The organism is Pantoea sp. Acro-807, assembly GCF_011752675.1.
Taxonomy (GTDB): domain Bacteria; phylum Pseudomonadota; class Gammaproteobacteria; order Enterobacterales; family Enterobacteriaceae; genus Pantoea; species Pantoea eucrina.
In genome coordinates, this window is the sequence record NZ_VWXE01000002.1 from 381,449 (window position 1) to 394,389 (window position 12,941).

Sequence of the window (12,941 nt, forward strand, 5' to 3'; positions counted from 1 at the left end):
CGCAGCTACACTCATTCATACCCTTATCTGATGGAGACACAGCATGTTTAACGCAGGCGATTTTGTGCAGTCGAAAACCGGTGGTCCTAAAATGCAGGTGCTGCGTGCAGAGGGCGATATGCTCTGGTGCGCCCGTATCGACGACCCGCTGAAAAAAGAGATTGAGATTAGAGCAGACAGCGTCAATCTCTATCATGAAGAGGGCGACTTCGGCGTCTGCTGAGTGCCCGGCGCGCCGCAATCCGCGGCGCCCCGTCAGGGATTTTCCTTCTGCACGTTATCCCGGCCAATACCGCCGATAAACGGCAGCCGCAGCCGCAGCGGCGTGAAATCGACGCCCAGATTAAGCCCCAGCAGGTTCATCTCTACCCCCTCTTCCGCACCGACCGTCACGCCCAGTATGCCCAGCAGCGACAGCTGCAGACCGCGCCCCGAGGGCGGCAGCCCTATCGGGTGCAGCAGCGAGCGGTAATCCTTGCCAACCGCGTTTGCCGGCAGGTCGAGCTTCAGCGCCGGCACTTCGCGACCAATGTGCGCCAGAAAGGTATTGCTGTTTGGCCCCGGCCAGGCGCGATAGGTGGCGGGCCACGGGTAAGAGCGGATTGCCGCCTCAATCTGCGGGATCATCGCCTGCGCTGCGGCCCCGCGGTGATCCACCAGCAGACGCGGACGGGCGCCATACCAGTAGCCATCCGGCAGGTTACGGTTACGCCGCACCTTGTCACCGCTGCCCCAGCTGATCACCTCATAGCGATTATATTGCGTCTCGCCGGCGCGCTTAAAGATGATCCACGGATGCACCGCCACCGCGCCTTTCCAGCCGTAAGTGGGAGCCGCATAGACCTGCACCACCGCTTCGCTGGCGTAGCGCTGCGGATCGGGCGCCAGTCCGGCGGAGTCGCGCCGCGCGGTGGCCCAGCCGCCCTGCCCGGTCTGCAGGTCGCCGCTGCGCGTCGCCTGCGCCAGGCTCGCCGCCAGCGACAGGATCACGGCACAAAGAAAAGTCAGCAGGATAAGTTTCACAGGCAGCATTCAGGGTATCCGGGGCAGAAAAAGAAGTGCGTTATTATGCAGCAAAACGGCGCCTGTTTATTCACCAACTATGCGCTGGCACGCAACGCGACGGCAGACCCATCATCGTGCGCTGCGGCTGCGGTTCAGCCATAAAAAAAGCCCGCATGCGGCGGGCTTTATGTCAGAACGGGGTTATTCCCACTCAATCGTCGCCGGTGGCTTACCGGAGATGTCATACACCACGCGGGAAATACCGTTGACTTCATTGATGATGCGGTTGGAGACGCGGCCAAGGAAATCGTATGGCAGATGCGCCCAGTGTGCGGTCATGAAGTCGATGGTTTCCACCGCGCGCAGTGAGACCACCCAGTCATACTTACGGCCGTCGCCCATTACGCCGACGGAGCGCACCGGCAGAAACACGGTAAACGCCTGGCTCACTTTATTGTAGAGATCCGCTTTGCGCAGCTCCTCAATAAAGATGGCGTCGGCGCGGCGCAGCAGATCGCAGTACTCTTTCTTCACTTCGCCCAGCACGCGCACGCCGAGACCCGGTCCCGGGAACGGGTGACGGTAGAGCATGTCATATGGCAGGCCCAGCTCAAGACCGATCTTGCGCACTTCATCTTTGAACAGCTCTTTCAGCGGCTCAACCAGGCCCATCTTCATCTCTTTCGGCAGGCCGCCCACGTTATGGTGCGATTTGATCACGTGCGCTTTACCGGTGGCAGAAGCAGCGGACTCAATCACATCCGGATAGATGGTGCCCTGCGCCAGCCACTTCACTTCGGTCAGCTTCAGCGCTTCTTCGTCGAACACCTCAACAAACACGCGGCCGATGATTTTACGCTTGGCTTCCGGATCGTTTTCACCCGCCAGCGCATCGAGGAAGCGCGCTTCCGCCGGTACGTGGACAATGTTCAGACCGAAATGGTCGCCAAACATATCCATCACCTGCTCCGCTTCATTCAGGCGCAGCAGACCGTTATCAACAAATACGCAGGTCAGGCGATCGCCGATAGCGCGGTGCAGCAGCATGGCGGTTACCGAGGAGTCAACGCCGCCGGAGAGGCCGAGGATCACGCGGTCGCTGCCCACCTGCTGGCGGATACGCTCAACGGCGTCTTCAATGATTTTCGCCGGCGTCCAGAGCGCTTCACAGCCGCAGATATCGCGGATAAAGCGCTCCAGCATGCGCAGTCCCTGACGGGTGTGCGTCACTTCCGGATGGAACTGCACGCCGTAGAATTTCTTCTCTTCATTCGCCATGATGGCAAACGGACAGGTTTCCGTGCTGGCGACGGTGACGAAGTCAGCCGGAATCGCGGTGACTTTATCGCCGTGGCTCATCCAGACATCCAGCAGCGGCTTGCCGGCGGCGCTGATGGCATCTTCGATATCACGCACCAGCGCGCTCTGCGTGGTGACTTCCACCTGCGCATAGCCAAACTCGCGCTCATTTGAGCCTTCAACCTTGCCACCCAGCTGCATCGCCATAGTCTGCATGCCGTAGCAGACGCCCAGTACCGGCACGCCAGCGTTAAAGACGTACTCAGGCGCACGCGGGCTGTCCAGCTCGGTGGTGCTCTCAGGGCCACCTGACAGGATAATTCCGTTCGGGTTGAACGCACGGATTTGCTCTTCGGTGACATCCCACGCCCAGAGTTCGCAGTAGACGCCCAGCTCACGCACGCGGCGCGCAACCAGCTGCGTATACTGCGAACCAAAATCGAGGATCAGGATACGATGTTTATGAATATTTTCAGTCGTCATTGAGGCATTTCCAGTGGGATGGACTTAACAATAAAAGCGCCCGGCCAGAGCCGGGCGGGAAATCTTCAGGGATCAGGAACCCATGCGGTAGTTCGGTGACTCTTTGGTGATGGTCACATCGTGTACGTGACTCTCATTGATGCCAGCCCCGCTGATGCGGACAAACTCCGCTTTGGTGCGCAGGTCATCAATGGTCGGGCAGCCGGTCAGGCCCATGCAGGAGCGCAGGCCACCCATCTGCTGATGGACGATCTCTTTCAGGCGACCTTTATAGGCAACGCGGCCTTCGATACCTTCCGGCACCAGCTTATCTGCGGCGTTATCGGTCTGGAAGTAACGGTCAGAAGAGCCTTTGGACATTGCGCCGAGTGAGCCCATACCGCGGTACGATTTAAATGCGCGGCCCTGATAGAGTTCGATCTCACCCGGAGACTCTTCGGTGCCGGCCAGCATAGAGCCCACCATTACAGCGGCTGCGCCTGCGGCGATCGCTTTAGCGATATCGCCGGAGAAGCGGATCCCGCCATCTGCCACGACCGGAATACCGGTGCCTTCCAGCGCCGCAACGGCGTCAGAAACAGCGGTGATCTGCGGAACGCCTACGCCGGTGACGATACGGGTGGTACAGATAGAGCCGGGGCCAATCCCCACTTTCACCGCGCTGACGCCCGCTTCAGCCAGCGCCAGGGCACCGGCGCCGGTGGCAACGTTGCCGCCAATGATTTCTAGGTCGGGATATTTGGCGCGGGTTTCACGAATGCGCTGCAGTACGCCTTCAGAGTGGCCGTGCGAAGAGTCAATCAGCAGCACATCAACGCCAGCGGCAACCAGCGCATCCACGCGCTCTTCGTTACCGGCGCCGGCACCCACCGCCGCGCCTACACGCAGACGACCCTGCGCATCTTTACAGGCGTTGGGTTTACGTTCAGCTTTCTGGAAATCTTTTACGGTAATCATGCCCAGCAGGTGGAAGCTCTCATCCACCACCAGCGCTTTTTCAACGCGCTTTTCATGCATCCTCTGCAGCACCACTTCGCGCGCCTCACCCTCTTTTACCGTAACCAGACGCTCTTTCGGCGTCATAACCGCGGTAACCGGCAGCGTCAGATCGGTTACAAAGCGCACATCGCGACCGGTGATGATCCCCACCAGCTCGTTACCGGCGTTGACGACCGGATAGCCGGCAAAGCCGTTGCGATCGGTAAGCTCTTTGACTTCCGCCAGCGTCGTGGTTGGCAGCACGGTCTGCGGCTCTGTTACCACGCCACTCTCATGCTTTTTCACCTTACGCACTTCATCAGCCTGACGCTCAATCGACATATTTTTATGAATAAAGCCGAGGCCGCCTTCCTGTGCCAGCGCAATCGCCAGACCCGCTTCGGTCACGGTATCCATCGCAGCAGAGAGCATAGGAATGTTCAGACGGATGTTTTTGGTCAGTTGGGTGCTGAGGTCAGCGGTGTTAGGCAATACAGTGGAGTGAGCGGGAACGAGCAGGACGTCGTCAAATGTGAGGGCTTCTTTCGCGATTCTTAGCATTGCAATATCTCCACCTGGGGGCGTTGAAAACAGATAAAATATTGCCGCGGCATTATACAGGACGAAACCGATTGCCTCTACTGCTTTTTCAGAAAAAGTCTTGATCCTGCGCAACAGCCCTGTAGTATCGATGAATTAACCCTCTGATTTAAAATTTGATCTTCATCACATGTCGCTACCTGCAACCGCCAATATTTTTACCGTCAGCCGCCTCAACACCACGGTGCGCACGCTGCTGGAAAATGAGATGGGCCTGGTGTGGCTCAGCGCTGAGATCTCCAATTTCACGCAGCCCGCGTCCGGCCACTGGTACTTCACGCTGAAAGATGATGGCGCCCAGGTGCGCTGCGCGATGTTCCGCAACAGCAACCGGCGCGTGACGTTCCGGCCGCAGCACGGGCAGCAGGTGCTGGTGCGGGCCAGCGTAACGCTGTATGAGCCGCGCGGCGACTATCAGTTAATCATTGAAAGCATGCATCCGGCGGGTGAAGGCCTGCTGCAGCAGCAGTTTAAGCAGCTGAAAGCGCAGCTCAGCGCAGAAGGGTTGTTCGATCAGCAGTTCAAGCAGCCGCTGCCCGATCCGGCCCGCCAGGTCGGGGTGATCACCTCCGCAACCGGCGCCGCGCTGCATGATGTGCTGCGCGTGCTGCACCGCCGCGATCCCTCATTACCGGTGGTTATCTATCCCACCGTGGTGCAGGGGGCCGATGCGCCGGCTGCTATCGTGCGTGCCATCGAACTGGCCAACCAGCGCAACGAATGTGACGTGCTGATTGTCGGCCGCGGCGGCGGCTCGCTGGAAGATCTCTGGTGCTTCAACGATGAGCGCGTGGCGCGTGCGATTTTTGCCAGCCGCCTGCCGGTGGTCAGCGCCGTGGGGCATGAAACGGATGTCACTATCGCCGATTTTGTCGCCGATCTGCGCGCGCCCACGCCCTCTGCCGCCGCTGAGATTGTCAGCCGCAATCAGGTCGAGCTGCTGCGGCAGCTGCAGTCACAGCAGCAGCGTATGGAGATGGCGATGGACTACTATCTCGCCGGGCAGCAGCGTTACCTCACGCAGCTTCAGCATCGCCTGCAGCAGCAGCATCCGCAGCTGCGCCTGGCACGGCAGCAGACCGCCCTGTTTCAGCTGCAGCGTCGCTTAGGCGCGGCCGCCGATCGGCAGCTGCGCAGCGCGCAGCGCCAGCAGGATCGGCTGCTGCAGCGGCTCAGTGCGCAGCAGCCACAGGGGCGCATCCTGCGCGCGCAGCAGCAGCTCGCGCAGTGGCACTACCGTCTGCAGCAGAGCATGCAGCAGCAGCTGGGGCAGGATCGCCAGCGCTTTGGTACGCTGATGGCGCAGCTGGAAGGGGTCAGTCCGCTGGCAACGCTGGCGCGCGGCTTCAGCGTTACCACCGATGCGCAGGGCGAAGTTGTAAAACAGATCGCGCCGCTGCAGCCGGGCGACAGGCTGCGCACCCGGCTGGAAGATGGCTGGGTGGAGAGCGAAGTCACCGCCCTCACGCCGCTGAAACGCCGCCGTAAACCCCGCCAATCCTGACCAGTACGCAGGGAGATCCCCTCCCTGCCTGCACGTTTCCTGCTCTGCCTGACCCCGGTCTATACTCTTTGCATACCCATCACTCAGGGAGTCCGGCATGTCATACAGCGTAATTCCCCCCTATATTCTGCGTAACATCATCGACAACTGTGCAGGGCCGCAACAGGAGTCGGCGCGCCGCACGCTTACTCACGTTCAGCAGCTAATGGCGGAGCCGCACCGCGTCATCGCACCGGCGGATATCGCCCGGCCAGGTCAGGTGCTGCGCGCCATTTTTGATGCCAGAGAGAGTCAGACGCTGCCCGGCACGCTGATACGTCAGGAAGGTCAGCCTGGCAACGGCGACGTGGCTGCGGATGAAGCCTGGGACTATCTGGGCGTTACTTATGATTTTTTCTGGAACGTTTATCAGCGAAACTCGCTCGACAACAAAGGGCTGAAGCTGGACGGTACCGTGCACTACGGCCAGAATTATCAGAACGCTTTCTGGAACGGCCAGCAGATGGTCTTTGGCGACGGTGACGGCGAGATTTTTAATCGCTTCACCATCGCGATTGACGTGGTCGCCCATGAACTGACGCACGGCGTCACGGAAAGCGAAGCGGGATTGATCTACTTTCAGCAGGCGGGCGCGCTGAATGAGTCGATGTCTGATGTCTTTGGCTCACTGGTAAAACAGTATCAGCGGCAGCAGCGCGCGGAGGAAGCGGACTGGATCATCGGCGAAGGATTGCTGGCTAAAGGCATTAACGGCAGCGGTCTGCGCTCCATGTCAGCCCCCGGCACCGCCTATGATGACCCGCTGCTGGGTAAAGATCCGCAGCCGGCGGATATGGCGCACTATATCGAAACGCGTGATGACAACGGCGGCGTGCATCTCAACTCCGGTATTCCTAACCGCGCGTTTTATCTTGCGGCCACCGCGCTGGGCGGTTTTGCATGGGAACGCGCCGGTCAGGCGTGGTATGACACGCTGTGTGACAAAACCCTGCCGCAGGATGCTGATTTCAGCACCTTTGCCCGCTTTACCGTTGAGCATGCGGCAAAACGCTTTGATCGGCAGGTCGCGGAGCAGATCCAGGCGGCCTGGCATGAGGTGGGTGTGAAGTGAACATAGAACTGACGGATGACGCCATTGTAGAGCTGGCGCGGGAGGGCGGCTTCGCCTTTATTCCCAAACTGCGTAAAGAGCGGCGTTTTGCGCTGGCCCAGCTGCCGGAACCGCAGAAACAGCGGGTCTGTCAGGTGCTGGAGCAGGCGCTGCCGCTCGGCGAGCAGGCGGAACAGGCTACCTCCGCAGGCAGTGGCGATCAGCACTATTTCCGCATCCAGATCACCTACGCCACCCACCATGAGGCGGGTGCTATCGTGATTTACGTAGCGGAAAAAGATGCGCCGCCAGCGCTACAGGCGCTGTGGCAGAACGGAGAGTAGGCAAAAAAAAGGCCGGCATCCTCTGCCGGCCCTGCTGCTCTTACTTGCTGTCTGGCAGCGCGTAAGCAATCACATAATCCCCGCGATCCGGCGACTGGCGTGCGCCACCGGCAGAGATAAGGATGTACTGCTTGCCATTTTTGGGTGAGACATAGCTGATTGGGCCACCCTGGCTGCCGACCGGCAGGCGCGCTTTCCACACCTCTTTACCGGTTGAGCTGTCAAAGGCGCGCAGGTAGTAGTCCTGAGTACCGGCAATAAACACCAGTCCGCCCTGCGTCGCCAGCGTACCGCCCAGCGTTGGCATGCCTACCGGCATCTGCGCATGCATTTTGATACCAAACGGGCCGGTATCCTGCACGGTACCCACCGGCACCTGCCAGACGATCTGACGCGTTTTCATGTCGATGGCTGAAAGCGTACCAAACGGCGGGGCCTGACACGGAATGCCGAGCGGCGACATAAAGCGGTTTTTATTCACTGCATACGGCGTGCCCTTAAGCGGTACGGCGCCCATGCCGGTGTTAACCGATTCACCGCCGTTGCTGCCGCGGGCCACTTTGCTGGTGTCCTGCGGGATCATCTGTACCCACAGGCCGAGGCGCATATCGTTGACGAACATATACTGATTGTTGGGATCAAACGAGATGCTGCCCCAGTTCATACCACCCAGAGACCCCGGGAAGCTGAGCGATTTGTCCGTGTCCGGTACGGTGAACAGACCGTCATAGCGCATGCCTTTAAACGCGATACGGCACGCCAGCTGGTCAAACGGCGTCGCGCCCCACATATCAGATTCCGTCAGCGTCTGGTTGCCGATATTGGGCATCTCAACCGAGTGCGGCTGGGTTTTGGTGTACTGCTCGTTCGGGATGTGACCCTGCGGCATCGGCCGCTCTTCCACTTTGGTCAGCGGCTTGCCGGTCAGGCGGTCCAGCACCCAGATCATGCCGGTTTTTGCCCCGATGACCACCGCCGGTTTGGTGGTGCCATCCTTCATCGGGAAGTCGACCAGGCTTGGCTGCATCGGCAGGTCAAAGTCCCACAGGTCGTTATGAACTGTCTGATAGACCCACTTCTGTTTGCCGGTGGTGGCATCCAGCGCGAGGATAGATGCACCGTAGGTGTGATCGAGCTTTGTGCGATTCGCGCCCCACAGATCCACTGACGAGCTGCCCATCGGCAGGAACACGGTGTTCATCGCCGGATCGTAGGAGAGCGGCGCCCAGGAGTTCGGCGTGCTGCGGGTATAATCCTGACCCGGCATCAGTACCGCATTCGGATCGTCGTTGCCCGGATCGAACGCCCAGCGCATTTTACCGCTGATCACATCAAAGCCGCGCAGTACGCCGCCTGGCATATCGGTCTGCACATTGTCCGCCACGCGACCGCCGACTACCACGGTGGTACCGGCAACCTGCGGTGCGGAGGTCAGCTGATAGAGCGGATCGGGCGCCTTGCCCAGCCCCTGCTTCAGGTCAACCACGCCGTTGTTGCCAAAGCTGGCGCAGAACTCACCGTTGTCGGCGTTAATCGCGATAAGACGCGCATCGATCGTGTTCATCAGGATACGGCGCTGGCAGCTGTCGCCTGCGGCCAGAACCGGTGCCGGCACCGGCGTGGAGCCTGGCTGCGTGGGCTGCGTCACCGGTTTGGTGGCGTCAAAATAGGCCAGACCGCGGCAGCGGTTCCACACTTCCGCCTGCGCATTGATTTCACGCTTCCAGATCTGCTTACCGCTGTCCGCTTCTACCGCAATCACATTGTTGTGCGGCGTGCAGAGATAGAGCGTGTTGCCAACCTGCAGCGGCGTCTGCTGATCTTCAGCGCCATTGCCGGTCGGGCTGAGCGGTGTGTCGCCGGTACGGAAGGTCCAGGCAACCTGCAGTTCATTAACGTTGTCACGCGTGATCTGATCAATCGCCGCAAAACGATCCCCTTCCGGCGTGCGGCCGTAGCTGCTCCAGTCCTGCTGCGGTTTGCTTTTATCCACCGGGATCAGCGGCAGCTGCGAACCGGTAAAGGCCACGGTAGGATGCGGCTGAAACATCTGCACCACGGTGGCGATCATGCCAACCGCAATCAGCGCTGACAGTGCGTAAGAGAGCGTTGCCAGCGGCGCTTTGCCTTCGCTTTTGCGCAGCGCAGGCCAGGTCAGAAATGCGAACAGCATCAGCCCCGCCGGCACCATCAGCCGGGAAACCAGCGGCCAGAAGTGCCAGCCGGCATCCATTACCGCCCAGATCAGGGTTCCGATAAACGCCAGTGCCAGCAGCGTCACCGCTGACGCTTTACGCCGCATAAACTGGACCGCCGACGCTATCATAACGATACCGGCAATCAGAAAGTATTTACTGCCATCCAGCGCCGCCAGTTTACCGCCGCCAATAGCGAAAAACAGGCCGATCGCCAGCAACACCAGCCCGAACAGCACGGACCAGACGCTAAGGCCTCTGCCGGGGCGAGTGGAATGTTCTGCCTTCACACAAACTCTCCTGAAAAATAGTGCATGTCGCCTGTCCGGCTTCGTCGCGGGACACAGCAGCACCCTGTTTAATGACGAACCGCAAAGCAGTCCGCAACCGCGCACTCATGCATGAGAACGCGGCATATCAGGGCGAGCTCACCATAAGGCGGCAGAATTGTACCAGATGGTACAATTGAAAGTGAACGATCATAACGCAGGGTTTACCGGCCAATAGCATTTTTGCTACATCTGCCGGGCTAAGCCGCTGTTAAATCACAGGCAAAAAAAAAGAGCCCGGCGGGCTCTTTTTTACTTAACGCTTATTCTTTTTCAGGTGCGCCAGCAGACGCTTGCGCTTGCGCTGCTGCGTCGGCGTCAGCAGATTGCGTTTGCCGGCATACGGGTTATCACCCTCTTTGAACTGGATACGGATTGGCGTACCCATAACGTTCAGCGAGCGACGGAAGTAGTTCATCAGATAACGCTTGTAGGAATCGGGCAGATCTTTTACCTGATTACCATGGATGACCACGATAGGCGGGTTGTATCCACCGGCGTGCGCATATTTCAGCTTAACGCGACGGCCCCGCACCAGCGGCGGCTGATGATCTTCTGCTGCCATATTCATAATCCGCGTCAGCATGGAGGTGTTTACGCGTTTGGTTGAGCAGTCGTACGCTTCCGTTACGGATTCAAACAGGTTACCTACGCCGCTGCCGTGCAGCGCCGAAATAAAGTGTACGCGGGCAAAATCGATAAAGCCGAGACGATAATCCAGCGTCTCTTTCACTTCATCTTTTACTTCCTGCGACAGGCCATCCCATTTGTTGACCACAATCACCAGCGAACGTCCGCTGTTGAGGATAAAGCCCAGCAGGGAGAGATCCTGGTCGGAGATACCGGCACGCGCGTCAATCACCAGCATCACGACGTTAGCATCTTCGATCGCCTGCAGGGTTTTGATCACCGAAAATTTCTCAACGGTATCGGTGATCTTGCCACGCTTGCGCACCCCGGCGGTGTCGATCAGGACATATTCGCGCTCGTCACGCTCCATCGGGATATAGATGCTGTCACGCGTCGTGCCTGGCATGTCATAGACCACCACGCGATCTTCACCAAGAATACGGTTAGTGAGCGTTGACTTACCTACGTTAGGACGACCCACGATAGCCAGCTTAATCGGCAGGCCGGTCGGATCAAACTCCTCTTCCTCTTCCGCCTCTTCGCCACTCTCTTCTGCGGCTAATGCGGCCCAGTAGGCTTCGTTTTCATCCTCTTCGCTGACTTCCTGCGGGTCTGCCACGTCCATCCACGGCAGCAGCGCGGTTTCCAGCAGCGAGGTAACGCCGCGACCGTGCGAGGCGGCAATCGGATGAATATCACCCAGACCTAGCGCGTAAAAGTCCAGCACGGCGGCATCGGCGTCCAGGCCATCCGTTTTGTTCGCTACGAGGAACGTCGCTTTTTCACGGGAGCGCAGATGGTTAGCGATCTGCTGATCCGCCGGCATAACGCCTGCGCGGGCATCAACCATGAACAGCACCACATCCGCTTCTTCAATCGCCAGCAGCGACTGCTCCGCCATGCGGTTCTCTACGCCCTCTTCGGTGCCATCAATACCGCCGGTATCGATAACAATAAATTCGCGCCCTTCCACTTCGGCGCGACCATATTTGCGATCGCGAGTCAGTCCAGGGAAATCGGCCACTAACGCATCACGGGTGCGCGTTAAGCGGTTAAACAGCGTGGATTTCCCCACATTGGGACGCCCAACCAGCGCGACCACAGGTACCATAACACTTGCCTCAGTTTAAAAATGAATCGCCCGAATGGCGTGAGTATAACGACATTTGCCGCCCGCTTCAGGCTTAAGGCGCCTAGAATATCACGCCTGACAAAAAACAGAACGGCTCCTGACGAATCAGGAGCCGTAATTACTGACGGAAATCCATTCCCGCGCGCTCAGGACTTAACGGCTGATGGCGTAAACCTCGCCGCCTTTCGCCTGAATCAGCAGTCTGTCACCGGCCACAACCGGCTCGGTCTGGAAGCCGTCGCTGTCCAGTTTCTGCTGCGCCACAAAGCGGCCATCCAGCGTGTTGATCCAGTGCACGTAACCTTCGCTGTCTGCCACAACCAGATAACCGTTAAACAGCACCGGTGCCGTCAGATTACGGTGCAGCAGATCGCTCTGACGCCACAGCGCTACGCCGCCATCGGCGTTAAGCGCTATCACGCGGTCGTCCTGATCCACCAGATAGATGCGTCCGGCGTCGACAATCAAATCTTTAACGCCGCCGATTTCACGCTTCCACATAATCTGACCGGAACGCAGGTCGAGTGCGGTCAGGTTACCGTTGTACGCCAGCGCATAGACCACGCCATTAACGATAACCGGCGTGGTATCGACGTCACTCAGACGATCGATCTCCGTCGCGCCGCTCGGCTGTGAAATGCGCTGCTGCCAGATCAGCTGACCCTGGTTCAGGATCACCGCGCTGACGCGACCGTTATCACCGCCAACGATAGCGCCGCCAAAGGCGACCGCAGGCGCAGACTCACCGCGCAGCGAAAGCGCCGGCATATCGAGGTTCACGGTCCATTTTACCGCACCGCTGCTCTGATCCAGTCCCTGCAGCATACCGTTACTGGTGTGAACCAGTACCAGGCCATCGCTGACCACCGGACGGGAGAGCGCTTCACCGGCGACTTTGGTCTGCCACGCCAGCGAGCCGTCGCTGCTGTTGAGTGCAAATACCTGCCCGCGCTCGCTGCCAATATAGATCCGATCGCCGCTGGCGGTGACTCCGCCGGAGAGCAGCGCAGAGATGTTTTTCGAGAAGAAACCAGTCTTCTCAGAGAGATCGACTTTCCACTTCTCTTTACCGTTGCTGGCATCCAGCGCCTTTACCACGCCAAAACGGTCGGCAGCGTAAACGGTGCCGTCCAGCCATGCCGGATGCAGGTTGGAGTAGAAATCGCCAATGCCGTCGCCTACTGACGTGCTCCAGACAGTTTCCGGCGTGAACTGATTTTCCACTTTCGGCAGCGGAGCCATCTTCACTACATCTTCTTCGCCGCTGAATAGCGAGCAACCGCTGAGCAGAGTGACGGAAATCAGCCCTGGCAGCAGGTATTTACGTAATTCCATGTGCGCTCTCTTGTCTG

The 12,941-nt window shown here is 59.1% G+C and carries 10 protein-coding genes; 4 read left to right on the plus strand and 6 right to left on the minus strand.

Annotated elements, in window-relative coordinates:
* Positions 1-43 precede the first annotated feature (43 nt).
* Positions 44-223 carry a DUF2158 domain-containing protein gene (locus tag F3J39_RS08275; protein ID WP_104085283.1) on the plus strand — a complete coding sequence of 60 codons (180 nt, stop codon included), beginning with the start codon at positions 44-46 and terminating at the stop codon, positions 221-223.
* Positions 224-255: 32 nt separating this feature from the next.
* Here the strand turns inward: F3J39_RS08275 and F3J39_RS08280 are convergent, their stop codons facing one another.
* The 3 genes from F3J39_RS08280 to guaB all read right to left on the minus strand — a co-directional run bounded on the left by F3J39_RS08280 (position 256) and on the right by guaB (position 4,326).
* Positions 256-1,032 carry a DUF3750 domain-containing protein gene (locus F3J39_RS08280; RefSeq protein ID WP_166714060.1) on the minus strand — a complete coding sequence of 259 codons (777 nt, stop codon included), beginning with the start codon at positions 1,030-1,032 and terminating at the stop codon, positions 256-258.
* A gap of 174 nt (positions 1,033-1,206) precedes the next feature.
* Positions 1,207-2,787 (minus strand): glutamine-hydrolyzing GMP synthase, encoded by a 1,581-nt coding sequence (guaA, locus tag F3J39_RS08285; protein ID WP_108569447.1) that lies wholly within the window; start codon positions 2,785-2,787, stop codon positions 1,207-1,209.
* A gap of 72 nt (positions 2,788-2,859) precedes the next feature.
* Positions 2,860-4,326, minus strand: a complete 1,467-nt coding sequence (guaB, locus tag F3J39_RS08290; protein ID WP_071667901.1) for an IMP dehydrogenase — start codon at positions 4,324-4,326, stop codon at positions 2,860-2,862.
* Positions 4,327-4,495: 169 nt separating this feature from the next.
* Here guaB and xseA point away from each other — a divergent pair, with 169 nt between their 5' ends.
* The 3 genes from xseA to F3J39_RS08305 all read left to right on the plus strand — a co-directional run bounded on the left by xseA (position 4,496) and on the right by F3J39_RS08305 (position 7,303).
* On the plus strand, positions 4,496-5,869 hold the full coding sequence (gene xseA / locus F3J39_RS08295; RefSeq protein WP_166714061.1) for an exodeoxyribonuclease VII large subunit: 1,374 nt from the start codon (positions 4,496-4,498) through the stop codon (positions 5,867-5,869).
* Positions 5,870-5,966: 97 nt separating this feature from the next.
* Entirely contained in the window at positions 5,967-6,980 is a 1,014-nt protein-coding gene (locus tag F3J39_RS08300; protein ID WP_166714062.1) for a M4 family metallopeptidase, read from the plus strand.
* The gene (locus tag F3J39_RS08305) at positions 6,977-7,303 is read left to right on the plus strand and encodes a protealysin inhibitor emfourin (RefSeq protein ID WP_039379602.1); all 327 of its coding nucleotides are present in this window, start codon (positions 6,977-6,979) and stop codon (positions 7,301-7,303) included. The genes F3J39_RS08300 and F3J39_RS08305 overlap by 4 nt, the downstream gene beginning before the upstream one ends.
* Positions 7,304-7,343: 40 nt before the next feature.
* Here the strand turns inward: F3J39_RS08305 and F3J39_RS08310 are convergent, their stop codons facing one another.
* From F3J39_RS08310 to bamB, 3 genes are all read right to left on the minus strand, one after another.
* Positions 7,344-9,788, minus strand: coding sequence for a glucose/quinate/shikimate family membrane-bound PQQ-dependent dehydrogenase (locus tag F3J39_RS08310; RefSeq protein WP_166714063.1), 2,445 nt, complete (start codon positions 9,786-9,788; stop codon positions 7,344-7,346).
* Between the two features lie 295 nt (positions 9,789-10,083).
* Positions 10,084-11,568, minus strand: a complete 1,485-nt coding sequence (der, locus tag F3J39_RS08315) for a ribosome biogenesis GTPase Der (protein WP_039379608.1) — start codon at positions 11,566-11,568, stop codon at positions 10,084-10,086.
* A 174-nt stretch (positions 11,569-11,742) separates the two neighbouring features.
* Positions 11,743-12,924 (minus strand): outer membrane protein assembly factor BamB, encoded by a 1,182-nt coding sequence (bamB, locus tag F3J39_RS08320; protein ID WP_071667898.1) that lies wholly within the window; start codon positions 12,922-12,924, stop codon positions 11,743-11,745.
* Between the last annotated feature and the right edge of the window lie 17 nt (positions 12,925-12,941).

Bases quoted from the DNA above. Each gene is read 5' to 3' on its own strand.
- F3J39_RS08275 (WP_104085283.1), top strand. From the start codon at position 44: ATGTTTAACGCAGGCGATTTTGTGCAGTCGAAAACCGGTGGTCCTAAA.
- F3J39_RS08280 (WP_166714060.1), bottom strand. From the start codon at position 1,032: ATGCTGCCTGTGAAACTTATCCTGCTGACTTTTCTTTGTGCCGTGATC.
- guaA (WP_108569447.1), bottom strand. From the start codon at position 2,787: ATGACGACTGAAAATATTCATAAACATCGTATCCTGATCCTCGATTTT.
- guaB (WP_071667901.1), bottom strand. From the start codon at position 4,326: ATGCTAAGAATCGCGAAAGAAGCCCTCACATTTGACGACGTCCTGCTC.
- xseA (WP_166714061.1), top strand. From the start codon at position 4,496: ATGTCGCTACCTGCAACCGCCAATATTTTTACCGTCAGCCGCCTCAAC.
- F3J39_RS08300 (WP_166714062.1), top strand. From the start codon at position 5,967: ATGTCATACAGCGTAATTCCCCCCTATATTCTGCGTAACATCATCGAC.
- der (WP_039379608.1), bottom strand. From the start codon at position 11,568: ATGGTACCTGTGGTCGCGCTGGTTGGGCGTCCCAATGTGGGGAAATCC.
- bamB (WP_071667898.1), bottom strand. From the start codon at position 12,924: ATGGAATTACGTAAATACCTGCTGCCAGGGCTGATTTCCGTCACTCTG.